General features: G+C 56.4%; 32 protein-coding genes, 2 tRNA genes, 1 pseudogene and 1 riboswitch. Of the genes and pseudogenes, 22 read left to right on the top strand and 13 right to left on the bottom strand.

Annotated elements, in window-relative coordinates; genetic code table 11:
- The first annotated feature begins 191 nt into the window (after nt 1-191).
- Genes rutA through rutG form a run of 7 tightly spaced genes read left to right on the top strand, consistent with a single transcriptional unit; the run spans nt 192 to nt 5,626 of the window.
- Nucleotides 192-1,283: a pyrimidine utilization protein A gene (gene rutA, locus ACQG1Y_RS08405; RefSeq protein ID WP_003858092.1), complete on the top strand. Its 1,092-nt coding sequence runs from the start codon at nt 192-194 to the stop codon at nt 1,281-1,283.
- The gene (rutB, locus tag ACQG1Y_RS08400) at nt 1,283-1,972 is read left to right on the top strand and encodes a pyrimidine utilization protein B (protein WP_045349209.1); all 690 of its coding nucleotides are present in this window, start codon (nt 1,283-1,285) and stop codon (nt 1,970-1,972) included. The genes rutA and rutB overlap by 1 nt, the downstream gene beginning before the upstream one ends.
- A gap of 11 nt (nt 1,973-1,983) precedes the next feature.
- On the top strand, nt 1,984-2,370 hold the full coding sequence (gene rutC, locus ACQG1Y_RS08395; RefSeq protein ID WP_015570870.1) for a pyrimidine utilization protein C: 387 nt from the start codon (nt 1,984-1,986) through the stop codon (nt 2,368-2,370).
- A 7-nt stretch (nt 2,371-2,377) separates the two neighbouring features.
- A complete protein-coding gene (gene rutD / locus ACQG1Y_RS08390) occupies nt 2,378-3,178 on the top strand; it encodes a pyrimidine utilization protein D (RefSeq protein ID WP_023296287.1) in 801 nt (266 codons plus the stop codon).
- Between the two features lie 9 nt (nt 3,179-3,187).
- Nucleotides 3,188-3,778, top strand: coding sequence for a malonic semialdehyde reductase (locus tag ACQG1Y_RS08385; RefSeq protein ID WP_032104810.1), 591 nt, complete (start codon nt 3,188-3,190; stop codon nt 3,776-3,778).
- 12 nt (nt 3,779-3,790) lie between these two features.
- Nucleotides 3,791-4,282, top strand: coding sequence for an NADH-dependent FMN reductase RutF (rutF, locus tag ACQG1Y_RS08380; protein WP_015570873.1), 492 nt, complete (start codon nt 3,791-3,793; stop codon nt 4,280-4,282).
- Nucleotides 4,283-4,303: 21 nt separating this feature from the next.
- Complete coding sequence (rutG, locus tag ACQG1Y_RS08375) at nt 4,304-5,626, top strand: pyrimidine utilization transport protein G (protein WP_047741395.1); 1,323 nt, start codon at nt 4,304-4,306, stop codon at nt 5,624-5,626.
- A 58-nt stretch (nt 5,627-5,684) separates the two neighbouring features.
- Here the strand turns inward: rutG and ACQG1Y_RS08370 are convergent, their stop codons facing one another.
- The 4 genes from ACQG1Y_RS08370 to ACQG1Y_RS08355 all read right to left on the bottom strand — a co-directional run bounded on the left by ACQG1Y_RS08370 (nt 5,685) and on the right by ACQG1Y_RS08355 (nt 7,748).
- Complete coding sequence (locus ACQG1Y_RS08370) at nt 5,685-6,206, bottom strand: GNAT family N-acetyltransferase (RefSeq protein ID WP_032647926.1); 522 nt, start codon at nt 6,204-6,206, stop codon at nt 5,685-5,687.
- Between the two features lie 6 nt (nt 6,207-6,212).
- Complete coding sequence (locus ACQG1Y_RS08365) at nt 6,213-6,482, bottom strand: DUF1778 domain-containing protein (RefSeq protein WP_015570876.1); 270 nt, start codon at nt 6,480-6,482, stop codon at nt 6,213-6,215.
- A 73-nt stretch (nt 6,483-6,555) separates the two neighbouring features.
- Nucleotides 6,556-7,461, bottom strand: a complete 906-nt coding sequence (locus tag ACQG1Y_RS08360) for a DMT family transporter (protein WP_032653183.1) — start codon at nt 7,459-7,461, stop codon at nt 6,556-6,558.
- Nucleotides 7,462-7,577: 116 nt separating this feature from the next.
- Nucleotides 7,578-7,748 (bottom strand): general stress protein, encoded by a 171-nt coding sequence (locus ACQG1Y_RS08355; protein WP_001273664.1) that lies wholly within the window; start codon nt 7,746-7,748, stop codon nt 7,578-7,580.
- Nucleotides 7,749-8,139: 391 nt separating this feature from the next.
- On the opposite strand from ACQG1Y_RS08355, the gene wrbA reads away from it, so the two are divergent.
- A complete protein-coding gene (wrbA, locus tag ACQG1Y_RS08350; RefSeq protein WP_086524393.1) occupies nt 8,140-8,736 on the top strand; it encodes an NAD(P)H:quinone oxidoreductase in 597 nt (198 codons plus the stop codon).
- Nucleotides 8,737-8,754: 18 nt separating this feature from the next.
- Nucleotides 8,755-8,982: a YccJ family protein gene (locus ACQG1Y_RS08345; RefSeq protein ID WP_006809324.1), complete on the top strand. Its 228-nt coding sequence runs from the start codon at nt 8,755-8,757 to the stop codon at nt 8,980-8,982.
- Between the two features lie 32 nt (nt 8,983-9,014).
- Here ACQG1Y_RS08345 and agp read toward each other — a convergent pair whose 3' ends face one another.
- Nucleotides 9,015-10,256 carry a bifunctional glucose-1-phosphatase/inositol phosphatase gene (gene agp / locus ACQG1Y_RS08340; protein WP_033487264.1) on the bottom strand — a complete coding sequence of 414 codons (1,242 nt, stop codon included), beginning with the start codon at nt 10,254-10,256 and terminating at the stop codon, nt 9,015-9,017.
- Between the two features lie 152 nt (nt 10,257-10,408).
- Between agp and ACQG1Y_RS08335 the strand changes: the two are divergent.
- Nucleotides 10,409-10,516 (top strand): annotated as a pseudogene (locus ACQG1Y_RS08335) (winged helix-turn-helix transcriptional regulator); the annotation flags it as partial.
- 66 nt (nt 10,517-10,582) lie between these two features.
- On the opposite strand, the gene ACQG1Y_RS08330 reads toward ACQG1Y_RS08335, so the two are convergent.
- Nucleotides 10,583-10,942, bottom strand: a complete 360-nt coding sequence (locus ACQG1Y_RS08330; RefSeq protein WP_017384779.1) for a winged helix-turn-helix transcriptional regulator — start codon at nt 10,940-10,942, stop codon at nt 10,583-10,585.
- A 100-nt stretch (nt 10,943-11,042) separates the two neighbouring features.
- Between ACQG1Y_RS08330 and ACQG1Y_RS08325 the strand changes: the two genes are divergently transcribed.
- Nucleotides 11,043-11,792, top strand: a complete 750-nt coding sequence (locus ACQG1Y_RS08325; protein WP_368740687.1) for an SDR family oxidoreductase — start codon at nt 11,043-11,045, stop codon at nt 11,790-11,792.
- A 1-nt stretch (nt 11,793) separates the two neighbouring features.
- Here ACQG1Y_RS08325 and ACQG1Y_RS08320 read toward each other — a convergent pair whose 3' ends face one another.
- Complete coding sequence (locus ACQG1Y_RS08320) at nt 11,794-12,297, bottom strand: DedA family protein (protein WP_015570881.1); 504 nt, start codon at nt 12,295-12,297, stop codon at nt 11,794-11,796.
- A gap of 159 nt (nt 12,298-12,456) precedes the next feature.
- Nucleotides 12,457-12,626: riboswitch (M-box (ykoK) riboswitch) on the top strand.
- Nucleotides 12,627-12,686: 60 nt separating this feature from the next.
- Here ACQG1Y_RS08320 and ACQG1Y_RS08315 point away from each other — a divergent pair.
- Complete coding sequence (locus tag ACQG1Y_RS08315; RefSeq protein WP_368740688.1) at nt 12,687-13,688, top strand: magnesium transporter; 1,002 nt, start codon at nt 12,687-12,689, stop codon at nt 13,686-13,688.
- A 42-nt stretch (nt 13,689-13,730) separates the two neighbouring features.
- On the opposite strand, the gene ACQG1Y_RS08310 is transcribed toward ACQG1Y_RS08315, so the two are convergent.
- Nucleotides 13,731-13,818, bottom strand: a tRNA-Ser gene (locus tag ACQG1Y_RS08310).
- A gap of 254 nt (nt 13,819-14,072) precedes the next feature.
- On the opposite strand from ACQG1Y_RS08310, the gene ACQG1Y_RS08305 reads away from it, so the two are divergent.
- Nucleotides 14,073-14,591, top strand: coding sequence for a LuxR C-terminal-related transcriptional regulator (locus ACQG1Y_RS08305; protein WP_368740689.1), 519 nt, complete (start codon nt 14,073-14,075; stop codon nt 14,589-14,591).
- A 40-nt stretch (nt 14,592-14,631) separates the two neighbouring features.
- On the opposite strand, the gene ACQG1Y_RS08300 is transcribed toward ACQG1Y_RS08305, so the two are convergent.
- Entirely contained in the window at nt 14,632-16,245 is a 1,614-nt protein-coding gene (locus tag ACQG1Y_RS08300) for a mechanosensitive ion channel family protein (RefSeq protein ID WP_069595748.1), read from the bottom strand.
- A 173-nt stretch (nt 16,246-16,418) separates the two neighbouring features.
- Between ACQG1Y_RS08300 and ACQG1Y_RS08295 the strand changes: the two genes are divergently transcribed.
- The 3 genes from ACQG1Y_RS08295 to ACQG1Y_RS08285 are packed head-to-tail and all read left to right on the top strand — an operon-like array spanning nt 16,419 to nt 19,212.
- Complete coding sequence (locus ACQG1Y_RS08295) at nt 16,419-17,426, top strand: ABC transporter substrate-binding protein (protein WP_069595747.1); 1,008 nt, start codon at nt 16,419-16,421, stop codon at nt 17,424-17,426.
- Complete coding sequence (locus ACQG1Y_RS08290; protein WP_032671208.1) at nt 17,423-18,454, top strand: FecCD family ABC transporter permease; 1,032 nt, start codon at nt 17,423-17,425, stop codon at nt 18,452-18,454. The genes ACQG1Y_RS08295 and ACQG1Y_RS08290 overlap by 4 nt, the downstream gene beginning before the upstream one ends.
- Nucleotides 18,451-19,212, top strand: a complete 762-nt coding sequence (locus ACQG1Y_RS08285; RefSeq protein ID WP_426736728.1) for an ABC transporter ATP-binding protein — start codon at nt 18,451-18,453, stop codon at nt 19,210-19,212. Before ACQG1Y_RS08290 ends, ACQG1Y_RS08285 begins: the two co-directional genes overlap by 4 nt.
- A 60-nt stretch (nt 19,213-19,272) precedes the next feature.
- Here ACQG1Y_RS08285 and ACQG1Y_RS08280 read toward each other — a convergent pair.
- Together ACQG1Y_RS08280 and ACQG1Y_RS08275 are read right to left on the bottom strand one after the other, a co-directional pair.
- A tRNA-Ser gene (locus ACQG1Y_RS08280) sits at nt 19,273-19,360 on the bottom strand.
- Nucleotides 19,361-19,504: 144 nt separating this feature from the next.
- Nucleotides 19,505-21,133 (bottom strand): ABC transporter substrate-binding protein, encoded by a 1,629-nt coding sequence (locus tag ACQG1Y_RS08275; protein ID WP_023296279.1) that lies wholly within the window; start codon nt 21,131-21,133, stop codon nt 19,505-19,507.
- Between the two features lie 270 nt (nt 21,134-21,403).
- Here ACQG1Y_RS08275 and yccA point away from each other — a divergent pair, with 270 nt between their 5' ends.
- Together yccA and tusE are read left to right on the top strand one after the other, a co-directional pair.
- Nucleotides 21,404-22,063: an FtsH protease modulator YccA gene (gene yccA, locus ACQG1Y_RS08270; RefSeq protein ID WP_003858127.1), complete on the top strand. Its 660-nt coding sequence runs from the start codon at nt 21,404-21,406 to the stop codon at nt 22,061-22,063.
- 88 nt (nt 22,064-22,151) lie between these two features.
- A complete protein-coding gene (tusE, locus tag ACQG1Y_RS08265) occupies nt 22,152-22,481 on the top strand; it encodes a sulfurtransferase TusE (protein WP_003858129.1) in 330 nt (109 codons plus the stop codon).
- Here the strand turns inward: tusE and yccX are convergent.
- Nucleotides 22,478-22,759: an acylphosphatase gene (gene yccX / locus ACQG1Y_RS08260; protein ID WP_017693676.1), complete on the bottom strand. Its 282-nt coding sequence runs from the start codon at nt 22,757-22,759 to the stop codon at nt 22,478-22,480. The two genes, tusE and yccX, sit on opposite strands and share 4 nt — an antisense overlap.
- 93 nt (nt 22,760-22,852) lie before the next feature.
- Between yccX and rlmI the strand changes: the two genes are divergently transcribed.
- The gene (rlmI, locus tag ACQG1Y_RS08255) at nt 22,853-24,043 is read left to right on the top strand and encodes a 23S rRNA (cytosine(1962)-C(5))-methyltransferase RlmI (RefSeq protein ID WP_368740690.1); all 1,191 of its coding nucleotides are present in this window, start codon (nt 22,853-22,855) and stop codon (nt 24,041-24,043) included.
- Nucleotides 24,044-24,103: 60 nt separating this feature from the next.
- On the top strand, nt 24,104-24,421 hold the full coding sequence (hspQ, locus tag ACQG1Y_RS08250; RefSeq protein WP_003858136.1) for a heat shock protein HspQ: 318 nt from the start codon (nt 24,104-24,106) through the stop codon (nt 24,419-24,421).
- A gap of 32 nt (nt 24,422-24,453) precedes the next feature.
- Here the strand turns inward: hspQ and ACQG1Y_RS08245 are convergent, their stop codons facing one another.
- Nucleotides 24,454-24,867 carry a CoA-binding protein gene (locus tag ACQG1Y_RS08245; RefSeq protein ID WP_006809337.1) on the bottom strand — a complete coding sequence of 138 codons (414 nt, stop codon included), beginning with the start codon at nt 24,865-24,867 and terminating at the stop codon, nt 24,454-24,456.
- Between the two features lie 171 nt (nt 24,868-25,038).
- Between ACQG1Y_RS08245 and csgI the strand changes: the two genes are divergently transcribed.
- Entirely contained in the window at nt 25,039-25,701 is a 663-nt protein-coding gene (gene csgI, locus ACQG1Y_RS08240) for a curli synthesis inhibitor (RefSeq protein WP_045907436.1), read from the top strand.
- 80 nt (nt 25,702-25,781) lie between these two features.
- Nucleotides 25,782-26,240: a methylglyoxal synthase gene (gene mgsA, locus ACQG1Y_RS08235; protein ID WP_003858146.1), complete on the top strand. Its 459-nt coding sequence runs from the start codon at nt 25,782-25,784 to the stop codon at nt 26,238-26,240.
- Nucleotides 26,241-26,276: the final 36 nt, after the last annotated feature.

Below are 26,276 nucleotides of genomic sequence, written 5' to 3'. Positions count from 1 at the left end.
ACGACCTTCTGCACCCTCAGCGCGCATGAGTGCCTGTTTTCTGTGCAATGATTTTGACCATCCAGTCCACATTTTCGCTGTTAATTTTAACAACCATCATTTAACACATTAATAACAAAGTGATTTTCAAAACTGGCACTGCCTTTGCAAAAACATCGTGACACCTGCGACGTAATGAAGAGAGGTTCGTGATGAAAATTGGCGTATTTGTACCGATCGGCAACAACGGCTGGCTTATCTCGACCACTGCCCCGCAATACATGCCGACCTTTGAGCTGAATAAAGCCATCGTGCAGAAAGCGGAGCACTACCACTTCGACTTTGCCCTCTCGATGATCAAGCTGCGCGGTTTCGGCGGTAAGACCGAATTCTGGGACCACAACCTGGAGTCTTTCACCCTGATGGCGGGCCTGGCGGCGGTAACCTCGCGCATCCAGATTTACGCCACCGCCGCCACCCTTACCCTTCCCCCGGCAATCGTGGCGCGGATGGCCTCCACCATCGACTCCATCTCCGGCGGGCGCTTTGGCGTTAACCTGGTCACCGGCTGGCAAAAGCCGGAGTACGAGCAGATGGGGATCTGGCCGGGGGACGATTACTTCTCCCGTCGCTACGACTACCTGACTGAATATGTGCAGGTGCTGCGCGATCTGTGGGGCACCGGCAAAAGCGATTTCAAAGGCGACTTCTTCACCATGAACGACTGCCGTGTCAGCCCGCAGCCGTCGGTGCCGATGAAGGTGATATGCGCCGGACAGAGCGACGCGGGAATGGAATTCTCGGCGAAATACGCCGACTTCAACTTCTGCTTCGGCAAAGGCGTTAACACCCCGGCCGCCTTCGCGCCCACCGCGGCACGCATGAAAGCGGCCGCCGACAAAACCGGGCGCGACGTGGGCTCCTACGTGCTGTTTATGGTGATTGCCGACGAAACCGACGACGCCGCGCGCGCCAAATGGGAACGATACAAGGACGGCGCGGATGACGAAGCGCTGAGCTGGCTTACCGAGCAGAGCCAGAAGGATACCCGCTCCGGCGCGGACACCAACGTTCGCCAGATGGCCGACCCGACGTCTGCCGTCAATATCAACATGGGCACCCTGGTTGGCTCGTATGCCAGCGTCGCCAGAATGCTCGACGAAGTGGCTGCCGTGCCCGGCGCCGAAGGCGTGCTGCTGACCTTCGATGATTTTCTCACCGGCGTGGAAACTTTCGGCGAGCGCATTCAGCCGCTGATGCAGTGCCGTGCCCACATCCCTGCCGTGACGAAGGAGGTGGCGTAATGACGACCCTCAACGCTCGCCCGGAAGCCATTACCTTTGACGCGCAGCGCAGCGCGCTGATCGTGGTGGATATGCAAAACGCCTATGCCAGTAAAGGCGGGTATCTGGATCTGGCCGGGTTTGACGTCTCCACCACGCAGCCGGTGATTGAGAACATCAAAACCGCCGTGAGCGCCGCGCGTGCTGCGGGCATGCTGATCGTCTGGTTCCAGAACGGCTGGGACGACCAGTACGTCGAGGCTGGCGGTCCCGGCTCACCCAACTTTCACAAATCCAACGCCCTGAAAACCATGCGTCAACGGCCCGAACTCCAGGGCACGCTGCTGGCGAAAGGCGGCTGGGATTATCAGCTGGTGGATGAGCTGGTACCGGAGGCCGGCGATATCGTGCTGCCGAAACCGCGCTACAGCGGCTTTTTCAATACCCCGCTCGACAGCCTGCTGCGCAGCCGGGGCATTCGTCATCTGGTGTTCACCGGCATCGCCACCAACGTCTGCGTGGAGTCGACCCTGCGCGACGGCTTTTTCCTCGAGTATTTTGGGGTGGTACTGGAGGATGCCACCCATCAGGCCGGGCCGGATTTTGCCCAGAAAGCCGCCCTGTTCAATATCGAAACCTTTTTTGGCTGGGTCAGTAACGTCAATGATTTCTGCGACGCGCTGGATCCCCCGCTCGCCCGCATCGCCTGAGGAGAACCGCTATGCCGAAATCCGTGATTATTCCGCCGGGCACCAGCACCCCGATTGCCCCGTTTGTGCCCGGCACCCTCGCCGACGGCGTGGTGTATGTATCGGGCACGCTGCCGTTTGATAAAGACAACAACGTGGTGTTTATCGATGACCCAAAGGCGCAAACCCGCCACGTGCTGGAGACGATCAAAACCGTGATCGAAACGGCGGGTGGCACTATGGAGGACGTGACCTTCAACAGCATCTTTATCACCGACTGGAAAAACTACGCCGCGATTAACGAGATTTACGCGGAGTTTTTCCCCGGCGATAAACCGGCGCGGTTTTGCATCCAGTGCGGGCTGGTAAAGCCCGAAGCGCTGGTTGAAATTGCCACCGTTGCGCACATCGCGAAGTGAGGCGGCCATGAAACTGTCCATTTCACCGCCCCCCTTTGCGGGCGCGCCCGTGGTGGTACTGATTGCCGGGCTCGGCGGCAGCGGCAGCTACTGGCTGCCCCAGCTCGCCGTGCTGGGGCAGGAGTATCAGGTGGTGTGCTACGACCAGCGGGGCACGGGGAATAACCCGGATACCCTGCCGGAAGACTACACCCTCGCACACATGGCCGACGAGCTTGCGCTGGCGTTAGCCGAGGCCGGGATCGCCCGTTACTGCGTGGTCGGCCACGCGCTGGGGGCGCTGGTCGGCCTGCGGCTGGCCATCGATAAGCCCGACGCCCTCACCGCGCTGGTCTGCGTCAACGGCTGGCTGACCCTCAATGCCCATACCCGCCGCTGTTTTGACGTTCGCGAACGTCTGCTGCATGCGGGCGGCGCGCAGGCGTGGGTAGAGGCACAGCCGTTGTTCCTCTACCCGGCAGACTGGATGGCCGCCCGCGCCCCGCGGCTGGAGGCCGAGCACGCGCTGGCGCTGGCCCATTTTCAGGGCAAAGCCAATCTGCTGCGCAGGCTGCATGCCCTGAAACAGGCCGATTTCAGCCGCCACGCTGCACGCGTTCGCTGCCCCGTACAGATTATCTGTTCCACCGACGATCTGCTGGTGCCGTCCGTCTGCTCCGCTGAACTGCACGCCGCCCTCCCGCACGCCCGCAAAACGGTCATGCGCCAGGGCGGGCATGCCTGCAATGTGACCGCGCCGGACATCTTTAACACTCTGCTGCTGAACGGGCTTGCCAGCCTGCTGCACAGCCCAGAACCCGCTTTGTAAGGAGCTTGAATGAGCGAAGCCATCACGCCCGCCGCGCTGGAAACGCTGTTTACCGGCGCACGTACCCATAACGGCTGGCTGGATATACCGGTCAGTGACGAGACGCTGCGCGAGATTTATGACCTGATGAAATGGGGGCCGACGTCCGCCAACTGCTCCCCGGCGCGCATTGTGTTTGTGCGAAGCCCGGAAGGAAAAGAGAAGCTGCGCCCGGCGCTCTCCAGCGGCAACCTTGAGAAAACGCTCACTGCCCCGGTCACGGCGATTGTCGCCTGGGACAGCGAGTTTTATGAGCGCCTGCCTGAACTGTTCCCACACGGCGATGCCAGAAGCTGGTTTACCGCAAGCCCCGCGCTGGCGGAAGAGACCGCCTTTCGCAACAGCTCAATGCAGGCCGCGTACCTGATTTTCGCCTGTCGCGCGCTCGGGCTGGACACCGGGCCGATGTCGGGTTTTGACCGGGAAAAAGTGGACGCGGCCTTTTTCACGGGCACGCTACTCAAAAGCAATCTGCTGATTAACATCGGCTATGGCGATACGACCAAACTGTACGGACGCCTGCCGCGTCTGGCCTTTGACGATGCCTGCGGGCTGGCGTAAGGAGCGAACGTGATGACACCGGATAAACAAACCTTTCGCGACGCTATGGCCTGCGTCGGCGCAGCGGTCAATATCATTACCACCGACGGCCCGGCAGGCCTGGCGGGCTTCACCGCCAGCGCGGTATGCAGCGTCACGGATTCCCCGCCTACCCTGCTGGTGTGCCTGAACCGCGGCGCGTCGGTCTGGCCGATTTTCAGCGAGAACCGCACCCTGTGCGTTAACACGCTGAGTGCCGGACAGGAGCCTTTATCCAACCTGTTTGGCGGGAAAACGCCGATGGCGGACCGCTTTGCCGCTGCCCGCTGGCAGACAGGCGACACGGGCTGCCCGCGTCTGGAAAATGCGCTGGCCTCGTTCGACTGCCGCATCAGCCAGGTGGTGAGCGTTGGCACTCACGACATTCTGTTTTGCGACATCGTATCCATCGTACGCCACCCGGCGCCGCAAGGGCTGGTGTGGTTCGACCGCGGCTATCACGCACTTATGCGACCCGCCTGTTAATCCGCATTCAGGAGACAGATCATGTTCGGACTTCCCCACTGGCAGTTGAAATCGACCTCCACAGAAGAAGGCGTGGTCGCGCCGGATGAAAGGCTCCCGCTCGGGCAGACAATGGTGATGGGCGTGCAGCATGCGGTCGCGATGTTTGGTGCGACGGTGCTGATGCCCATGCTGATGGGGCTGGATCCTAACCTCGCCATTTTGATGTCGGGTATGGGTACCCTGCTGTTCTTTTTTGTCACCGGCGGGCGTGTGCCCAGCTATCTGGGCTCCAGCGCCGCCTTCGTGGGGGTGGTCATTGCAGCGACCGGGTTTAACGGTCAAGGTATTAACCCCAACCTGAGCGTGGCCCTCGGCGGCATTATCGCCTGTGGGCTGGTCTACACCCTGACCGGTCTGGTGGTGATGAAAGTCGGCACGCGCTGGATCGAGCGGATGATGCCCCCCGTCGTCACCGGGGCGGTGGTGATGGCGATAGGCCTGAACCTCGCGCCGATTGCGGTGAAGAGCGTTTCCGGCTCACCATTTGAAAGCTGGATGGCGGTGATAACGGTGCTGTGCATCGGCGTGGTGGCGGTCTTTACGCGCGGCATGATCCAACGGCTGCTGATCCTGGTCGGGCTGATTGCGGCCTGTCTGGTCTACGCGCTGCTGGCGAACGTGTTCGGTCTCGGCAAACCGGTTGATTTCACACTGATTCACCAGGCCGCCTGGTTCGGCCTGCCGCAGATGACCTCACCCACCTTTAACGCTCAGGCGATGATGCTCATCGCGCCTGTCGCGGTGATTCTGGTGGCTGAAAACCTGGGCCACCTGAAAGCCGTAGCGGGAATGACCGGGCGCAATATGGATCCGTATATGGGGCGGGCGTTTGTGGGAGACGGTCTGGCGACCATGCTCTCCGGCTCGGTCGGCGGCAGCGGCGTGACGACCTACGCGGAAAACATCGGCGTGATGGCTGTGACCAAAGTCTACTCGACGCTGGTCTTCGTGGCGGCGGCGGTGATGGCGATGCTGCTCGGCTTTTCCCCGAAATTCGGCGCATTGATCCACACCATCCCGGCCCCCGTGATTGGCGGCGCCTCGATTGTGGTATTTGGTCTGATTGCCGTGGCAGGGGCACGTATCTGGGTGCAGAATCATGTTGATCTGAGCCAGAACGGTAACCTGATCATGGTGGCGGTAACTCTGGTGTTGGGGGCGGGTGATTTCGCCCTGACGCTGGGCGGGTTTACGGTGGGCGGGATTGGCACGGCGACCTTCGGCGCGATCCTGCTCAACGCCCTGCTGAGCCGCCGGGTGGCTGCCGCGCCGCAGGGCGCCGTGGTGACTCAGGATCCGTGAAATCAACACGTCGGGTAACGGCGACGCCTTACCCGACCTGCATGTTCCTTAAGAGCGATCACGCCTGCTCAAACAGTCGTTCTATAGATTGCGTGGGGAAGAACAGCGAACTGCTGTTTTCACCTGCCAGCGGGATAAACCCCAGCTTCAGATAAAATCGTTTGGCCCGTTCGTTAAGCGCATCCACAAAAATTCCGTGGACGCCAACAGCCTGCGAGGCCAGATAAACAACGCGCATAGCGTGTGTGACAAGCGTTGTTCCCCACTCGTTTCCCTGGAGTTCTTTATGGACAGCCAGACGCCCCAGCGTCACGCTGGGGACGTTGCTGTATGGGATGCGGCGCTGCTGAGTCTTTGAAGGAAGCATCGCTTTTTCAAAGCAACTTCCCGAGAGTGTGTAATAGCCCAGGACACGCGGATGGTCGCGTTCTTTAAGCAGGTAGCCGCGTAAAATACGCCCGCCGTGCTGACGTATCAGGTGCTCGGTAAGGAAGGCATTTAGCGAGGGTTCACCACAATCGAAATCGCCGAAATCGTAATCGGTTCCCTCTGATAACATTTCGATCGTGAGATTTGCCACGACGCTTCACTCCATGTTTCGAAGACGTTTCGCCGCTCGCTTCAGGCGTTCATTTGGCTCTGGCGGATTGTCGATGGCATCCATAACGGCAATCCATGAGGCTTCGTTTAATACGAGACGCCGATGCTGTTCGATGACTTCGGCAGCACGCTCTGACGCACTGTTCACCATAAACTGGGTGATCGTTTGGTTGGTCATCGCCGCCGCTTCTTCAATCATTGTTTTGTCTTCGTCCGACAGGCGAAGATCGATACGCTGTTTTTTGAGTGCTGGCATGGTTTCATTTATCGTGTACAGTTTTCATCCGTACACATCGTAGTTAAACCTGCCCTTTATTTCAATCAAAAGCTTATTCGGCCGTTAAATCGTTCACCGCATTCCGACGCTTTCTGAGCTTTAACTCACTCACCAGCACGCCGAGAACAATAAACGCCGCGCCCACCAGCGCCAGCAGCGGCAGACGCTCCCCGGCGAGTCGCCCGAAAATACCCGCCCATACCGGTTCACCGGTATAAATGACCGTCGCCCGTGTCGGGGATACGCTGCGCTGCGCCCAGTTCATGGTGACCTGGATAATGGCGCTGAAAATACCCAGCCCCAGCGCTACGACGATAAGCCCGGTAGACATCGGCGGGACGGACTCCCCTGCCGGCACCATCGTCGCGAACGCCACCAGCGACGCGGTGGCAAGCTGCACGACCGTCACCCGCTTGACGTCCACTTTTCCTGCCCAGGCGCTAATCAGAATAATTTCTGCCGCAATGGCAACGGCCCCCACCAGAGTGATGATCTCCCCCGGCCCCAGCGCCAGCAGATTATTTTCCGGCCCGGCTAATAAAATAAGGCCGATGAACGCCAGCACGATGCCAATGCACGACATCAGGCCCGGCATTCTGCCGAGGCACAGCCACTGCAACAGCGGCACCAGCGGTACGTACATGGCGGTGATGAAGGCAGATTTACTGCTGGAGATAGACTGGAGCCCCCACGTTTGCAGGCTGTAGCCCATGGCAATCGCCACGCCAATGGCGACACCCGCCTTAAGCTCTCTCAGGGTCAACCCGCGCAGGGTTTTCAGCGAAATAAGCGCCACGGCAATCGCCGCGGTTGCAAAGCGCAGCCCCACGAAGAAAAACGGATCGCTCATCGTGACCGCGTACTGAACGGCAAGAAAGGTTCCGCCCCAGAACATGGTGATCAAAATCAGGATCGCTTCCTGAGGCTTAATGGAGAAGGTAAAACGGGAAACGGACATGGGACACCAGCACGAAGAATCAATCCTGTAGTGTGCGATGCCTTTGATGACAGTTCAATGTAGCAGACATAAAAAAACCGCCGGGAAACCCGGCGGCAGGGAGTTGACCCGGCGTACTACTTGTTGCTGCCGTGGCTATTTTTACCCCCTTTTTTACCAGCCTCTGATGCGCGCTGAGGGTCGTTTTTGAAGTTGCCCCCGCTAGACTGGCCACCTTTACGACCTGCTTCTGATGCTCTTTCACGGTCTTCAGCGAAATTACCTGAACCACCACGATGGTTTGCCATCTCTAACCTCCAGAGTGTGAAACATTAGACATCATATTGCATTCAGTAAAAGAGGATTCTTTCACCTCGCGGCTCAAGGGCAGTGCCTTTATCTGTGCCGCGTGAAACTAAGCTTAGTGTAATGCGGCTATCCGGCAAGCGAGAGGTAATATTCTGCAACATGATCTCAGCCTTTCGTATGAAATATCGGGGAAGTTATTCATAAGCCATTCTTATATTTTGAAAAATCCGCGCCGCGAAAGTTGTTTCATTTTGCTACAAGGCGCGTAACCAAAAGATATTGTTATATATCAAAGAAATGCCGTTCATTTTTGCAGTCTGGCTGTGATGTCATATCTTTAAAGGAACGCAGCGATCCGCTGTAAGAAAAACCAACGAGGAGTGATGCAAAATGGCAAAAGTTCTGGTGCTCTATTATTCCATGTATGGACACATTGAAACCATGGCTCACGCAGTAGCAGAAGGCGCAAACAGAGTAGACGGCGTTGAGGTCGTGGTTAAACGCGTACCGGAAACCATGCAGGCGGAAGCCTTCGCCAAAGCCGGGGGGAAAACACAAAACGCCCCGGTCGCCATCCCGCAGGAGCTCGCGGACTATGATGCCATTATCTTCGGCACCCCGACCCGCTTCGGCAATATGTCCGGCCAGATGCGCACCTTCCTCGACCAGACGGGCGGGCTCTGGGCCTCCGGCGCGTTATACGGCAAGCTGGCCAGCGTGTTCAGCTCTACCGGCACGGGCGGCGGCCAGGAGCAGACGATCACCTCCACCTGGACTACTCTTGCCCATCATGGGATGGTGATTGTGCCGATTGGCTACGGCGCACAGGAACTGTTCGATGTTTCCCAGGTTCGTGGCGGGACACCGTATGGTGCGACCACCATTGCCGGTGGCGATGGTTCACGTCAGCCAAGCAATGAAGAACTTTCAATCGCCCGCTATCAGGGTGAATACGTCGCGGGTCTTGCCAAAAAACTGAACGGCTAACCCAACAGGAGGACAAGTATGCCAACTCAAGAATCCAAAGCTCACCACGTGGGCGAATGGGCAAGTTTACGCAATACCTCTCCGGAGATTGCCGAAGCCATCTTTGAAGTCGCCAATTATGACGAAAAGCTGGCTGAGCAGATTTGGGAAGAAGGCAACGATGAAGTGCTGGTTCGCGCCTTCGAAAAAACCGACAAAGACTCGCTGTTCTGGGGCGAGCAAACCATCGAACGTAAAAACGTCTGAACGTTCCCCCCGCCCACGCGGGGGGTTATCTTCTATTTCGCCGCGTTGTTCATCACCGCATTGAATTTATCGACAGGACAGAAGCCGTTGCCATCCACCGGACAGCCCTTCAGCTCCAGCGTCACGCGCTGCGCAGGGGATTGCAACGACAGTACGCTGGCGTTACGCAGTTGATCTGAACTCTGGTAGACATACTCAATTTTCATCAGCTCCTGATTAGTGTTTTTGTCATGCCAGCGCTGGAAGACAATTTTACCGCCAATCGGGGTTCGTTCCTGCTGGTCGTGCAGCTGATAAGGCCTGAAGTCCAGCGCGGTCAGCAGCGAGGCGATGTTAGAGTCGTGCCCCACCAACAGGGTGATTTTTGGCGCTTTTGCCTGGTCGGTCACCAGCGCTTTATCAATGTACTTCACCAGCGGTTTAGCCACGTTCTGCGCCACCTCCGTCGACGTAAACAGCGAGTCCTGATAGCCGTTTTTCAGCTTCGACAGCACGCGCCACTGCTGATCGGTTTTGATTTCCCCCCAGGCCACCTGGTCTGTCGGGAAGCCTTCGTAATACTGTAGCGTGAACGCATCCACCAGCGAGTTACCCACCTTCAGCGGCCCGGAGACGCCCGGTTCTTTTTCATAATCGGCGCTGAACGTATCTTTCGCCTCCGTCAGGGAGCAGACTTTTTTCTCCTTGCAGGACGGCGAGTCGCTGTAGTTTGTCAGCTGTTCCAGCAGTTTGTAGCTTTCATCCAGCTGCATTTTCTGCCGTTCCGTCTCCATCGCTTTCAGCGCTTTCTCGCGAAACTCAGGGGAGTTATCGGTAATGACCGGATTGAAGGTGGGGTCCATGGTGCCCATTTTTTCCTGGTGATGCACAGGAACATCGCACCCGGGGAACGCGCCGGTGATAAAGAACTGTGCGGTCGCCACGGTGCGCTGGAGGCTGTTGGCGTAGGCATAGACGGTATCCGCTGGCGGGCATTCACCCGTCTTCACCATCCCCTGCTCTGCCAGCCACTCGCGCATATAGTGACCCATATACACTTCCAGTACGCCACCTTTGGTGGTGAGCTGTCCACCCGGGACGTCCCACTCCGGCCACTGCTTCGGCGTGGACTGCTCCAGCACGCTGCCGTTATTGGCAAGCGGCGCGCGCAGGTTGTGGCGGCTCATGATGAGCACCTGTTCCAGCTGATAGCCGTCCGGCGTGTCCTGCGCCTGTGCGCCAAAGGTCACGGAAAGGGTACCTGCCACGGCAACTGCGAGTAGTGCTTTTCTCATCCCTAATTCCTCACACGTTTTTAATGTCGCCCTGAGTGTGACAGATCCGTGACAGGTTTTTCGGGAAGCATTTCTCAAACTGATGATTAACGTGCTTACGGCGTGTGCCGATGAGTTTTATAAAAAAACCATACCCCACCGGAGAATTCGCTGTGAAACGTACCCGCCTTGAAGAGAGCACCTGCCCCGTCGCCCGTTCGCTGGATATTATCGGCGACTGGTGGTCGCTGCTGATTGTTCGCGACGCGCGCTACGGGGTCGCAGTCGATATTCTGGTGGCCTATCTCACCGATGAAGCGGGGATCCGCGCTACGTAAAACAGTAGCCTAACGCTGAAGCTGGTCACCGTATTCGCTCATCCAGGCGGCCAGCGGCGAGAGTGCGTCCTGAAGGGTTAGCCCCAGCTCGGTGATCTGATACTCCACGCGCGGCGGGATCTCCGGGTAGACCGTTCGCGTCACCAGCCCGCGCTGCTCAAACAGGCGCAGCTGCTTCGTCAGCTCTTTCTGGGTGATAGGGGCAGCGGCCCGCAGCAGATCGCCAAAGCGAACGGGCGTATTGAACACAATCAGGCGATAGAGAATGGGGATCGCCCACTTACCGGAAATCAGATTCACAAACTGCGTCATCGGGCAGGTATACGCCTCAGATTTTTTTTCGCAGCACGCTTCCAGCAGCTCTGCCATTTCACACCTCTTGCCTCGTTAGTATCCATTTGGTACCTGGTTTCCTTTCGATACTAACGTTTCTATAGTGCTTTCTCCAGAGACATTTCAGGAGAAGAACATGGGTCGTTTAACCGATAAGTATACGTTGATTACCGGCGGCACCAGCGGTATCGGTCTCGCCACCGCGCAGGCGTTTATCGCCGAAGGGGCGCGCGTCGCCGTGACCGGACGCAACCCGGATACCCTCGCCGAAGCAGAGCGCATTCTGGGCGATAAGGCCTGGGTGATCCCAACCGACGCAGGCGATATTTCGTTGCAAAAAGCGCTGGCGGAGACCCTCACCGCCCGCTGGCCACGCCTGGATGCGGTCTTTCTCAACGCCGGTGACGTAACGCACGCGCCGCTGGAAGTCTGGCAGGAAGAGGCCTGGGACCGTCTGATGAGCATCAACCTGAAGGGACCGTTCTTTTTAATTCAGGCGCTGCTGCCGCTGCTGAATAACCCATCCTCGGTGATCCTCTGCGGCTCCGTGAGCGCGCGCATCGGCCTGCCCACCAGCAGCGCGTATGCCGCGAGCAAGGCCGCCCTGCTGTCGCTGGCGCGTACACTCTCGGCGGAGCTGCTGCCGCGCGGGATCCGCGTCAACGGTCTGAGTCCCGGTCCGGTGGAAACCCCGGCGTTTACGAAAACGGGCTTAAGCGACGAGGCGCTTAACGCGATGATGGCAGAGGTCATTAAGCTGGTGCCGCTGGGCAGAATGGGCTCGACGACCGAGCTGGCAAAAGCCGCACTCTATCTGGCCTCCGACGAGTCGAGCTACACGGTGGGAACGGAACTGCTGGTGGACGGCGGAATGGGGAGCCTGTAATTCAAAAGGCGCTGATGCCGGTGACCGCGCCGACATACAGCGCCGCCCACGCACAGGCGGAAAGCAGGCTGACGGCGTAGACCTTGACGGCGTTCAGCCTGAGCATCCCGGCCGCCAGCGGGACGATGTAACGCAACACCGCCAGGAAGCGCGACGTAAAAAGCACGATGACCCCGTTCTTTTGCAGCTGATGCTGGACCCGCAGGAACTTATTGGCATGCTTTGAGGTGAAGCGCGTGACCATCCGGGTATGCCCCATCAGTTGGCCGATATGGTAATTCAGCACCGAACCCGCCGTTGCCCCCATCACCACGGCGAGCCACGTCAGCGCAGGATGCATGCTCCCCTGGCTGACGGTAATGCCCGCCAGCAGCATCACCGACGCGGGCGGCAGCACGGAGGAGATCAGCACCGTCGATTTGCTCAGCGCCATCACGAATAACAGCACAAACAGATGTGCCGGATACAGCGCAAAATGATTCAGCAGGTTATCAAACCATGTCATTTTCCCCTCCCCCGTTAATAATTTAATTGTCCATTTAAAATGAATAACCTTAAATAAACCCTCAACATTTTATTAATAAGATTTACCTAAACCGTTCTTAAACATTATTTAATTTTCTGAGCACTAAATTTAAACAGGCGTATTATCCCTCTCGTTTTACAACGATCTCGTTATGGCGAGGCTCCTGTACAAATACACGTTATCGCTCTGGTGGGTTCGAGAGAACCGGCACAGGGTAAAACAGGCACTGTCGAATCAAGGCTTTGTCAGTATAACTTCCCTTGTGGGATACGGTGTACAGTGCTGAACCCAGGACGTGGGGATCTCCTTTCCGACATGCCCTGTCTTGCTCGCCCCTGAGAGATTTTATTATTCAAAGGGAATTTACTATGTCTTACGCTATTCATAACCAAAACCTGGCTTTTAATGACAGCGCCATCGCGCAATATATGAATACCGATTTTATCGTTATCGATATTTCATTATGCGTAGCTCTGGCACGCGAGCAGTTCTTTGAAAAATTAAAAGATGATGATATTCCGTCGCATATTTTTATCGAAGATAACGGTCGCCTCGCGGGTTTAATCGCCGTACGCAAATTATTGCAGGCCACGGACACCGTGCAGCCTGTTAAGGGGTTGATGATATCGGATTTTATTCAGCTCAAACCGGAAGATGAGCGGGCGGATGTCGCCGGGCTGCTGGCGCACGCGGGTGCGGATGTAGTGCCGGTGGTGACCTACGGCAAGCTGGTGGGCTGCCTTACCGAGCGTGAAATCGCCCATCTGCTGGAAGATGACGTTACTGAAGATGCCCAGCTTCAGGGGGCGACGCTGCCCCTGGAGAAGCCCTATCTGGAAACCAGCGCCTTCAGCCTGTGGAAGAAACGCTCCGTCTGGCTGCTGCTGCTGTTTGTTGCGGAAGCGTATACCAGTTCGGTGATCCAGCATTTTGAAGAGGCGCTGGAATCTGCCATCGCGCTGGCGTTCTTTATTCCGCTGCTGATTGGCACCGGTGGAAACAGCGGGACGCAGATCACCTCGACGCTGGTGCGCGCCATGGCGCTGGGTGAAGTCCACCTTCGCGATGTGGGTCGCGTGCTGCGCAAAGAGATCAGCACCTCGTTAATGATTGCCGCCACGCTGGGTCTGGCGGGCTGCGTTCGCGCCTGGATGATGGGTATTGGGATGGAAATCACGCTCATCGTCAGCCTGACGCTGGTCTGCATTACACTGTGGAGCGCCATCGTCTCGTCGGTGATCCCGATGGTACTGAAACGCTGCAAAATCGATCCGGCGGTGGTCTCCGCACCGTTTATCGCCACGCTAATCGACGGGACCGGGCTGATTATCTACTTCAAAATCGCGCAGTATACGCTGGGGCTGGAATAACGAAAAAACCCTGCGATATTGCTATCGCAGGGTTTTCGAATTTGGCGGAAGCGTAGAGATTCGAACTCTAGAACCCTTTCGGGTCGCCGGTTTTCAAGACCGGTGCCTTCAACCGCTCGGCCACGCTTCCAAAGTGAGGCGCACTATAAACATCTCTGAGCATGATGTAAAGCACGAATTTGCATAACATTACACGTCTTCCGTCCTCCCCTTCCGTCCCGCTGATTTCTTCGCCATCGACTGGCTAAAATGTAAACATTTATTTTTACATTCATAACGTTTATTAGATTCGCGGGTGGTCATTTAGACTCTTTTTCGCACAACACCCATTAACCGTAGATCACTGCGATAAGAGATTAGCCATGACTTTATTTAACGACGATTATGAATTTTTTATTTATCAGTGATAACTATTACCTTTGCCATGGTGTATCAAGCTCCCTGACATCAACCCATTTGATTCGCGATGACGCGGATATTCACGATCTTGATGGGGTCGATCAGGTGATGGATTTTATCATTGCGATTGAACAGGATAAGTTACGCAATAAAACCATTCGGCAGGTCAAAAAAGTTAAGCGTGATTACATTGTCCTGATGCATGAGATAGAAGCCAACCGCGCAGTGAGAATCGATAATATTATCTATTCGTCGATGCATTTTACTGCTCACCCTTTTCAGCAGCTGATGCGCTTTTACCGGGCGCTCAGAACACACTCCTTTACGCGACGCGAATATGACGTGCTGAAGCTGTTTCATTTGGAAAACCATGAGATCGCGAAAAAGCTGCAATTGTCACAAAAAACGACCAGCACCTACCGCGTGAGGATCCTCGAGAAATTAAATATGCGCTCAAAAAACATTCTGGCGATGACCCGTGTAAAATCGGCGATCGTCGATTAAAAGCTGTGACATTTTGCCTTGCCACGGAAAAACCGGGCCGTCACGTTTCGCCCTGAGGGGGTTTGGCTGGCGCGGTATACCAGTTCTCTTTGGTAACCATTACGCTGCCCTCTGGCTGCATAACAAAATTCGGGGACATGATCTGCACGTTAAATTCGTTAAACACATCCTGTATCTGGCTATGCAGTTCATTGCGGGCAACCGCGAGGGACTGTTCGGGCAGCAGACGGACCTGCAATTCGTAAGCGATATACCAGTCCATTAACCCTAACTGGCGTACCAGCGGCGGCTCGGAAAGGTCAATCCCTTTTGCCCGTTTCGCGGCCAGCTCCAGCATGGCATGCACCTGACGCCATGGGGTGTCATAACCGATCGTGACGCTGACCGTCAGATTGAGGCTGCCATCGGGCTGTAGCGCGCTCAGATTGGTGATCTTACCGCTCACCACCACCGCGTTGGGCACGGTAACGACATAATTTTCCCGGGTAATAATTTTGGTCGCCAGCATGCCAATTTCACTGACCTTGCCTTCGTTATCCGCCACCCGAATGACATCGCCTTTGCGCAGTGCGCGGGAGTAAATCAGGACCAGACCGCTCATGGCATGGTTCATCACCCCTGCCGAGCCCAGCGTTAACATCAGGCCAAAGAAGACGCTAATACCTTTAAACGCCAGCGAGTTTGCACCGGGAAGAAACGGCCAGGCGGCGGAGAGAGCAAATAGCCAGACGGCAACGGAAATGAGCTTACGGGTAGCCCCCACGGTTTCCGGATGTACGCCGGGAAGTTGCAGACGACCAGCCTCCACCTGATTGAGCACCATCCTGAGAAGCTTCAGAATAAATGCGGTAATGAGGAAAATGATCAGCACAATCGTCAGCCCCGGCAAGGCCGAGACAATCGCCAGGGCGATTTGCTGCACCACGCGAAGCGTCCAGTCTCCCAGCGACGTGCCCCACACCCGCGTCCACGGAAACAGACTGAATGCCCAGCTCAGCCAGACGTAAAAGCCGATCAACCCCAGCAGGAACATCAGCAAGGCGTAAAGCCGAATCTCAATTGCGCCAATGTACCGCCGCCAGCTTTGCGGCACCCGGCTGCGATTCTCCACAATACGCCGACGGTAGACGCGCCGGAACCAGCGCCAGGATCGCCACGCGCCGTAGCAGAGCAGCAACAGCGCCAGCAGGCCAGCGGCTGTTTTTACCGTCGACAGCGCCAGCCAGCCGGTATCGTATTGATCGCGCAGCGCCATCCTTTGCGCTTCCATGCGCGCCAGCACGCGCTGTGCGGCCTGATTGAGGGTAAGATCGTCCCCTTCGTCCAAATCCCCTTCCGTCAGCAGCATCACAGGTTTCCCGTTCATCACTATCAGCCGTCCCTGCTGGTTATAGCGGGTCACGGGAACGATGCTGAGCGGCTCACGCACATCCGCCTCGGTAAAATTGCGCAGGGTGTTGCGGATGCGTAAAACGCGTTCTTCCGGCGTGGTCAGGCCAAATTTCGCCTGGAGCATGACGATGGGCTGATGGAAGATGTAGACCGTTCGGGCGCGCTCCTGCTCCGTAGGCGCCTGGCGGGGCTCTGCGGCATACGATGAGAAGGCGCTCAGGGCGGCAAAACAGAACGCAAACGCGAGCAGGATCTTTTTCATCCTTACTACCCCAGGTCAGAAATCTTGTTATTTTTCAGGCAACCCGCGAATGCCAGGTGGGTATGTTGAGAATAGTCCAGCCTTTCGTTTCTGCAACAAGCGACGGTGAGCGTGTTGCTCTCAATCACAATATATGTATTATGTTATAACATAACAATTTTGGATTGCGTTCTATGTTACTCAAAAAAGGATTATTTCTGGCTTCACTGCTCACCATGGCGCCTGCCGCTTTCGCCGCTACCACCTGGCCCCTCACGATTGAAAATTGCGGCGTTAAGCAGACCTTTACGCAGGCTCCTCAGCGCGTCGTTACCGTGGGTCAGCATGAAACAGAATTACTGCTCGCACTGGGGCTGGAGAAAACGATCGCCGCGACGTCAGTCTGGTTCGGCAAGCTCCCGCCCACGCTGGAGGATGCCGGGAAAAACCTCCCCCGGCTTGCGGATAACTCCCCCTCCTTTGAAGCCGTGGTAGGGCAGAAACCTGAACTCGTTCTCGCGCAGTATCACTGGCACATTGGTCCGCAGGGAGAAGTGGGAACCCGTGAGCAGTTTGCGTCGCTGGGGATTAATACTTGGATCTCCCCTGCCGACTGCACGGATAAAACGGTAACGGAAACCTCAAACGCAGACGGAGCACGTAGCGCGCCGTTTTCACTGGCGGAAATTACACGGGAAGTGACAGATCTGGCGACGATTTTTGATGTTTCTGCGCGAGGTGAGCAGCTCAATCGTGCGCTGGCGGAGCGTATTAAAAAGGCCCAGGCGCGCACCTCCGCGAAACCGCTTAGCGTCGTATTCTGGTTCTCCAGCAGCCGTCTGAATGGCGATCCCTGGGTGGCGGGGAATTACGGCGCGCCTGGCTGGATCAGCCGCACGCTGGGGTTGAAGAACATTATTGACTCTCACGACGAATGGCCCGCTGTAACGTGGGAACATATTGCCCGCTCGCAGCCGGACGTGATTGTTATCGCCGGGATGTCCCGCAGGCTCTACCCTGCCGATGACGTTGAGGTAAAAAAAGCGTTCTTGCGCAGTGACCCGGTGACAAAGAACATGCCTGCGGTCAGGAACAACCACATCATCGTGGTGCCAGCGATGTCGTTAAACCCTTCATTGCGTAACGTCGATGCGGTTGAGCTTATCAGCGATCGGCTGGCTTCTTTCCAGGATGAACAATGAGTCATTTCGCTTTTGACCGCCGCCAGCAGGGTTTACTGGCAGCAGGTGCCATGGCGCTGCCGCTGATGCTGGTCTTTGCCGCCAGTATCGGTGATATGCCGGTGTCGTATGCCAGTACCGGGAAAGCGATCCTCAACGGACTGGGTTTGACCTCTTATACGTTGCCGCAAACGGAGGAAGGTATCGTCTGGCAATATCGCATGAGCCGGGCAGTAATGGCCGCGTGCAACGGCGGCGGCCTGGCGTTGTGCGGGCTGGTGTTACAGTCGATCCTGCGTAACCCTCTGGCTGAGCCTTATCTGCTGGGGATTTCCGCGGGCGCATCGCTGGGGGCCGTCTGCGTGATGCTTCTCGGCATCGGGGGGAGCGTGATTGGCGTAAGCAGCGGTGCGTTTGTCGGCTCGTGCGCCGCCTTTGCGCTCATCATGGTGATTACGAACGGGATGAGTGAAAGCCCGTCGCGCATTTTGCTGGCTGGCATTGCGGGCACCCAGCTCTTCAACGCCATGACCGCGTACGTCGTCAGTACGTCCGCCAATGCCGAGCAGTCCCGTAGCGTCATGTTCTGGCTGCTGGGAAGTCTGAGCGGCGTGCGCTGGCCTGACGCGCTGCTGGCGCTGGCCGTTACGCTTGCGGGTTTACTGGTGGTATTGCTCTTTTCACGGGCGCTGGACACCTTCACCTTCGGGGATGAGGTCTCCACCACGCTGGGGATCCCGGTTACCGCCGTGCGTATTGTCTTATTGCTGACCTGTGCCATTGTTACCGCAACGCTGGTGAGCGCCACGGGCGCAGTGGGGTTTGTGGGGCTGGTCATTCCCCATGTAACGCGCATGCTATGTGGGCCGGGCCATCGTCTATCTATCCCGCTGACGTTTCTTATCGGCGCCCACTTTATGATCCTCGCCGATATCGTCTCACGCACGCTGATTGTGCACCAGGTTCTGCCCATCGGGGTGGTGACTGCGCTGGTAGGCGCCCCCGTCTTTGTGGCGTTGCTTTATCAAAACCGAAAGGAGCATCCATGAATATTACTGTGGCCGGGTTAACTGTAACCCGACAAGCGCAGACGGTGCTTAAGGATATCGATCTCGACCTGCCATCCGGGCAGATTATCGGCCTGTTAGGGCCTAACGGCTCGGGCAAGTCGACGCTGCTGCGCTGTCTCGCCGGGCTGCTTCCACGACTCAGCGAACGCGTGGCGCTTAATGGCACAACGCTCGGCATGATGCCGCTGAAAAAACGCGCGCAGCACATGGCGTTTGTCCCGCAACATGCTGAGGTCGACGGAGAACTGACCGTTGAGGACATTGTCAGACTGGGGCGTACGCCCTACCGGAAAACATTCCAGAAAACCTCGCGCGACGATGAGGCTGCGGTTGAGCAGGCGATTGGCCTGATGCAGTTATGCCGCTTACGCCAGCGGCGATGGCACTCTTTGTCTGGCGGAGAGCGCCAGCGAAGCCAGATAGCCCGCGCGCTGGCCCAGCAGCCGCAGGTGCTGTTGCTCGATGAACCGACAAACCACCTGGACATTCAGCACCAGCTGGAGCTGATGCGGCTCGTTTCACAGCTGCCGCTTACGGTGGTGGTTGCACTGCACGATCTCAATCTTGCGGCCAATTATTGCCAGCGTCTGATCCTCCTGAAGGCCGGGCAGATCGCCGCCACGGGCGCGCCAGAAGCGGTTCTGACGCCGGCAAACATCGAGGACACCTGGTGCGTAAAAGCTCAGGTCTGCAAGGCCGACGCCGGGATTACGATAAGCTACAACATGGTGGCATGACGGAAGCCTGGCGCAAAAGCAAAAACCCCTGCGATATTGCTATCGCAGGGGTTTCGAATTTGGCGGAAGCGTAGAGATTCGAACTCTAGAACCCTTTCGGGTCGCCGGTTTTCAAGACCGGTGCCTTCAACCGCTCGGCCACGCTTCCTAAGTGAGGCGAACTATAAACACCTCACCGCGCGCTGTAAAGAGTGCGCGCATTCGTTCGCTTTAAAAATAGCCAAAATGCGTTTAATCGGTTGAATAGACGACAGATTGGCCGTTTTGGCAGCATAATATCCACTGCGGATCGTTAGTGCTTTTTGATGTACATATCTTTGGTGTAGTAGTACCCGAGCTTGTCTGGCGTGAAGCCCCCTACCCACGGTTTCACCAGGTGCGTGCGCACGTAATGATAGACCGGGATCGCCGGTACATCCCGTCCCAGCAGATCTTCTGCCTGCTGGTAGAATTTACCGCGCTCCTCCGCCGTTTTCGATTTCGCCGCGTTCACCAGTGCCCGATCGTAGTCCGGATTGCTGTACTGAGTGGTGTTTTGGCTGTCCCCGGTACGGAAGTTGTTCAGGAAGGTTGCCGCATCGTCGTAATCGGCAATCCAGGCGTAGCGTACCGCGTCAAAGTTATGGGTGTGCATGGTATCAAGCATGGTTTTCCACTCCTGATTTTGCAGCTTTGCCTCCACGCCGAGGTTCTTCTTCCACATTGAGCTGGCGGCAATGGCAATACGCTGGTGCGATTCCGAGGTGTTATAGAGGAGATTAAAGCTGAGCGGATGGCTGTCGTTAAATCCGGCTTCGGCCAGCAGCTTTTTCGCCTCGGCAATGCGTTTATCCATCGGCCAGCTGGCGTAATCCGGGTTCTGGAGCTTGACGCCGCCAATATCCGGCTGGCTGATCAGCCATGCCGGGCGCTGGCCCTGCCCTAATACTTTCCCGGCGATGATGTCTTTATCCAGCGCCAGGTTCAGCGCCTTGCGCACGCGGGCGTCGTTGAACGGCGGCCGGGTGGTGTTGAACTGATAATAATAGGTGGCAAGCTGCGGTGAAACGTCCAGCTCGCTCCCCAGCGTTTTCTTCAGCTGAGCAAACTGGTTGATCGGCACCGTGTAGACAATGTCGATTTCGCCCGCTTTGTAGCGGTTGACGTCAGCAGCTTCAGAGGAAATGGGCAGATAGGTCACCTTGTTGATGACGGTATGTTCGTTATCCCAATATTTCGGGTTACGCACCGCCACAATGCGTTCATTAACCACCCACTGTGACAGTTTATAAGCCCCGCTGCTGACGAAGTGCTCCGGTTTGGTCCACTTATCACCGAAACGGCCTACCAGGACTTTATCAATTGGCACCAGAGACGGGTGAGCCAGCATCGCCAGGAAAGCGGCGTTAGGTTGCGTGAGCGTAACTTCCAGCGTGGTGTCATTGATGGCTTTCACCCCCAGCGACTCGGGCGCTTTTTTGCCTTCTGCGATATCAGTGCCGTTGACGATACGCATACTACCGGGATAGCTGGCATACGGAGAGGCGGTTTTCGGGTCGACCAGCCGCTGCCAGCTCCAGACAATATCTTCCGCGGTGATGGGGGTTCCATCGCTCCAGGTAATGCCCGGACGCAGATGGAACGTCCAGACGGTGTTGTCTTTATTTTCCCATTTCTCCGCCAGGCGCGGCTGGATTTCACCTGCCGGAGAGACGCTGACCAGCCCGTCGAATAAATCGCTGATAATATTGAATTCGACATCGCTTTCGACTTTATGCGGGTCGAGCGAGGCGGGTTCACTGCCGTTGTTCCTGACCAGTTCCTGCTTATCTGCCAGCTGGGTTCCTGCCGGCACGTTAGCCGCCCAGGTTGCCGTGCTGGCGCACAGGATCCCTGCGGTTAACAAAGAGAGTGTAAAGTGCGTGCGTGTTTGTGGTTTCATTTCCTTCGCCTTATTGTCTGTTTTTATGACGATCCGGAAATAACTCTTAGCGGCCTTAGGGAAATAACGCAATATTTTTCAGTGACCTATAAGAGGTTGATCTGAATACGCCCTACAAACCGCACTTCATTCTGAGTACAAAGGCTTTGCCAGAATAAAAAACCAGCATAATCCCTAAGGGGCTGAGTAAAGATGGGTAAAACCACTTTGCGTCTGCCGCGCCGTTTCCTATTCTTTGCGCTAATTACATCTGTCATAAGAGAGTGACTCATGGATCGTATAATTACTTCTTCACGCGACCGCACATCGCTACTCAGCACCCATAAGGTGCTGCGCAATACCTATTTCATGCTCAGCCTGACGCTGGCGTTTTCGGCGATCACCGCGACGGCCAGCACCGTACTGATGCTGCCTTCTCCGGGCCTGATCCTCACGCTGGTGGGTATGTACGGTCTGATGTTCCTGACCTACAAAACCGCGGATAAACCGGTGGGTATTCTCTCCGCGTTCGCCTTTACCGGCTTCCTGGGCTACATTCTGGGGCCAATCCTGAATGCCTATCTGTCTGCCGGAATGGGCGACGTGATTGGTATGGCGCTGGGCGGTACCGCGCTGGTGTTCTTCTGCTGCTCGGCCTACGTGCTGACCACCCGTAAGGACATGTCCTTCCTTGGCGGTATGCTGATGGCAGGTATCGTGATTGTGCTGGTCGGTATGCTGGCGAACATCTTCCTGCAATTGCCTGCGCTGCATCTGGCAATCAGCGCGGTGTTTATCCTGATTTCATCCGGCGCAATCCTGTATGAAACCAGCAACATCATTCACGGCGGTGAGACGAACTATATCCGCGCCACTGTGAGCCTGTATGTGTCGCTGTACAACATTTTTGTCAGCCTGCTGAGCATCCTGGGCTTCGCCAGCCGCGATTAACTCACCGTGCTGTGAACAGGGCCCCGCTTATGCGGGGCTTTGTTTTTTTGGTAGACTGAGGCGGTTTTTGACTAACGTGTGAATGAATATGTTGAGTTTTGAAGGCAAAGAGATCGAAACCGATAACGACGGTTATCTGAAAGAGAGCAGCCAGTGGAGCGAAGCGCTGGCGGAGAAAATTGCGGAAAACGAAGGAATTACCCTCTCCCCGGAACACTGGGAAGTGGTGCGCTTCGTGCGAGAATTTTACCTTGAATTCAACACCTCGCCGGCTATCCGCATGCTGGTCAAAGCCATGGCGAATAAATTTGGCGAAGAGAAAGGCAACAGCCGTTATCTGTATCGCCTGTTTCCGAAAGGCCCGGCTAAACAGGCGACAAAAATCGCCGGCCTGCCAAAGCCGGTAAAATGCATTTAATAGCGAATACTGAAGTCAGCGTATTCCCGGTCGGGTTGATGCGGTTCCGTTAGCACCTTATCAACCCGCGCGCTGCGCGGTCCGCCCGCTTTCAGCCACGCCACCAGCTTCTCAACCCGATCCGCCTCACCGCAGGCCACAACCTCCACGCTGCCATCATCCATGTTACGCGCATACCCCGTCAGCCCGAGCTGAAGGGCTTCGCGCTGGGTGCTGTAGCGGAATCCGACGCCCTGTACAAGGCCATGGACCCAGGCAATGGTGCAAACATTTGACATCATCCTTCTCCTTATCCGACTGGCGCGTTGCATTTCCTCACTAAAGTCGGGAAAATGGCGGCCATTTCATTGGAATCGACAGAATAGCAAATTATGAGTGTACGTTTAGTGTTAGCCAAAGGGCGCGAGAAGTCATTACTGCGCCGTCATCCCTGGGTCTTTTCCGGCGCGGTTGCCCGCATGGAAGGTAAAGCCAGCCTCGGTGAAACCATCGATATTGTTGACCATCAGGGGAAATGGTTAGCACGCGGCGCATACTCGCCAGCATCTCAGATCCGCGCGCGCGTCTGGACATTCGATAAAGAAGAAACCATCGATATCGACTTCTTTGTCCGTCGTTTGCAACAGGCGCAGCAGTGGCGCGAGTGGCTGGCAAAGCGTGACGGGCTGGACAGCTATCGTCTGATTGCCGGAGAGTCCGACGGGCTGCCGGGCGTGACCATTGACCGCTTCGGCAATTTCCTGGTGTTGCAGCTGTTGAGCGCCGGGGCGGAATACCAGCGTGCCGCGCTGATTAGCGCCCTGCAAACCCTGTTTCCGGATTGTGCCATTTACGACCGCAGCGACGTGGCGGTACGTAAAAAAGAGGGCATGGAGCTGACGCAAGGCCCGGTCACCGGCGAACTGCCGCCTGCCCTGCTGCCTATCGAAGAACATGGCATGAAGCTGCTGGTGGATATCCAGGGCGGCCATAAGACCGGTTATTACCTCGACCAGCGTGACAGCCGTCTGGCAACGCGCCAGTACGTTGCCGATAAACGCGTGCTGAACTGCTTCTCTTATACCGGCGGCTTTGCGGTCTCTGCCCTGATGGGCGGCTGTGCTCAGGTGGTGAGCGTCGACACCTCACAGGAAGCGCTGGACGTGGCGAAGCAGAACGTTGAGCTGAACAAGCTGGATCTGAGCAAAGCGGAGTTTGTGCGCGACGACGTATTCAAACTGCTGCGTAAATACCGCGACCAGGGCGAGAAATTTGACGTCATCGTGATGGACCCGCCGAAGTTTGTTGAAAACAAAAGCCAGCTGATGGGCGCCTGCCGTGGCTATAAAGACATCAACATGCTGGCGATCCAGCTGCTGAACCCGGGCGGCGTGCTGCTGACGTTCTCCTGCTCTGGCCTGATGACGACAGATTTATTCCAAAAAATCATCGCCGATGCCGCAATAGATGCGGGTCGTGATGTACAATTTATAGAGCAGTTCCGTCAGGCCGCCGATCACCCGGTGAACGCTACCTACCCGGAAGGGCTGTATCTGAAAGGGTTTGCCTGTCGCGTCATGTAACTTGAAAAGAGAAATATTGCCCGCACATAGTGTGTATGTAATGTTTCCCGGGAGGTGACTATGATTGCCAGCAAATTCGGTATCGGCCAGCAGGTCCGCCACACCTTGCTTGGATATTTGGGTGTGGTCGTGGATATCGACCCGGAGTATTCCCTTGATGAACCGTCAGCAGACGATCTGGCCGTTGACGCAGAGCTTCGCGCCGCGCCCTGGTATCATGTGGTTATGGAGGGCGACGATGGTCAGCCTGTCCATACCTATCTTGCCGAAGCGCAGCTGAGTGGTGAACTACAGGATGAGCATCCGGAACAACCCACTATGGACGAGCTTGCTCAGACCATCCGCAAACAGTTACAGGCACCAAGACTGCGCAACTAAAGGTGTAAAAAAGCCCGTCAAACGGGCTTTTTTTATTTTGCCAGCCCCAGACGGGGAATATCGATTGCCGGACAGCGATCCATCACCACCTTCAGCCCGGCATCGCGCGCCAGCACGGCCGCCTGCTCATTAATCACGCCCAGCTGCATCCACAGCGTTTTCGCGCCGATGGCAATCGCCTCCTGCGCCACGCCCCAGGCCGCCTCTGAATTACGAAAAACGTCCACCATATCCACCTTTTCCGGCACGTCCGCGAGCGTCGCATAGCCCTGCTGGCCCAGCAGCGTTTTCCCCGCCACCTTCGGCGAGACCGGGATCACGTGATAACCCTGATCCAGAAGGTATTTCATGACCCGATAGCTTGGGCGATCCGGTTTATCGCTCGCGCCGACCAGCGCGATAGTGCGCGTGGACGTCAGAATCTCGACAATGTCGTTCTCTTTCATGCTCTTCCTCCTGGCTTTTTTCAAAGTGTACGTCAAAGCGGACATCTCAACCACGCATCCCATACAGAAGTATGAGGGCAAAACGGCAGAATATGTCTATATGTTAGTAAACGTGTTTGTCGAAAACTTTTGATACATTCTTACCGGGTAGTTTGTCTACAGGAGTCTGCTATGAAAACCGGCATTGCCTGGGCTATGGTTGCGTTAATCATGCCGGTTTGTGTTTTCGCAACCACCCTCAGACTCTCAACCGACATTGACCTGCTGGTGCTGGACGGGAAAAAAGTCTCCAGCTCCCTGCTGCGGGGTGCAGACAGTATCGAGCTGGATAACGGCCCGCACCAGGTGGTTTTTCGGGTGGAAAAGACTATTCGCCTCGCCGACAACGAACAGCAGGTGTACATTTCGCCTCCGCTGGTGGTCAGCTTTAATACCCAGCGTATCAGCCAGGTCAATTTTCGTCTCCCACGCCTTGAGACAGAAAAGGAGTCACTGGCATTTGATGCCTCGCCGCGCATTGAACTGGTGGACGGGGACTCCATGCCCATCCCGGTAAAACTGGATATTCTGGCGCTGACAAAAAGGTCAAAGGGAACAGACTATGAAGCGGACACCGAGACCTACAACAGGGCCAGCAGGCGCGCCTCGCTGCCCCAGTTCGCCACCATGATGGCGGATGACAGTACCCTGCTTTCGGGCGTATCGGAGCTGGATGTACTCCCCCCTCAGTCGCAGACCCTTACTGAGCAACGCCTCAAGTTCTGGTTCCAGAATGCCGATCCGGACACGCGCGCCCGTTTTCTGCAATGGGCGAAGCAACAACCTTCGTCGTAAGCCACATTTTTTCGTCCTTTCTCTTGCAGCATCAGCCAGTTCCCGTCATCGTGTAACGAGGTAACCTCACGGATAAGATTATGGAACTGACAACACGCACACTTCCGGCGCGCAAGCACATTGCTCTGGTTGCGCACGATCACTGTAAACAAATGCTGCTTAACTGGGTTCGTCGCCATCAGCCTCTTTTACAGCATCATGCCCTTTCTGCCACGGGAACAACCGGCAACCTGATCCACCGCGAAACCGGTCTGGAAGTGAATGCCATGCTGAGCGGCCCGATGGGGGGTGACCAGCAGGTAGGTGCTCAGATTTCAGAAGGTAAAATTGACGTTCTGATTTTCTTCTGGGATCCGCTGAACGCGGTTCCGCATGATCCGGACGTTAAAGCGCTGCTGCGTCTGGCGACGGTGTGGAACATTCCGGTGGCCACCAATCTTTCAACGGCAGATTTCATCATTGAATCGCCGCAGTTTAACGATCCGGTGGAGATTTTGATCCCGGATTATCAGCGTTATCTTGCGGAGAGACTGAAGTAGTTTTTTGCCCGGTGGCGCTGCGCTTACCGGGCCTAC

Origin of the sequence: Enterobacter cloacae complex sp. 397G4, from assembly GCF_050031515.1 — a bacterium.
Classification (GTDB): Bacteria; Pseudomonadota; Gammaproteobacteria; order Enterobacterales; family Enterobacteriaceae; genus Enterobacter; species Enterobacter hormaechei_C.
The sequence above is the reverse complement of the archived record's forward strand: the minus strand, read 5'-3'. Positions and strand labels throughout refer to the sequence as shown.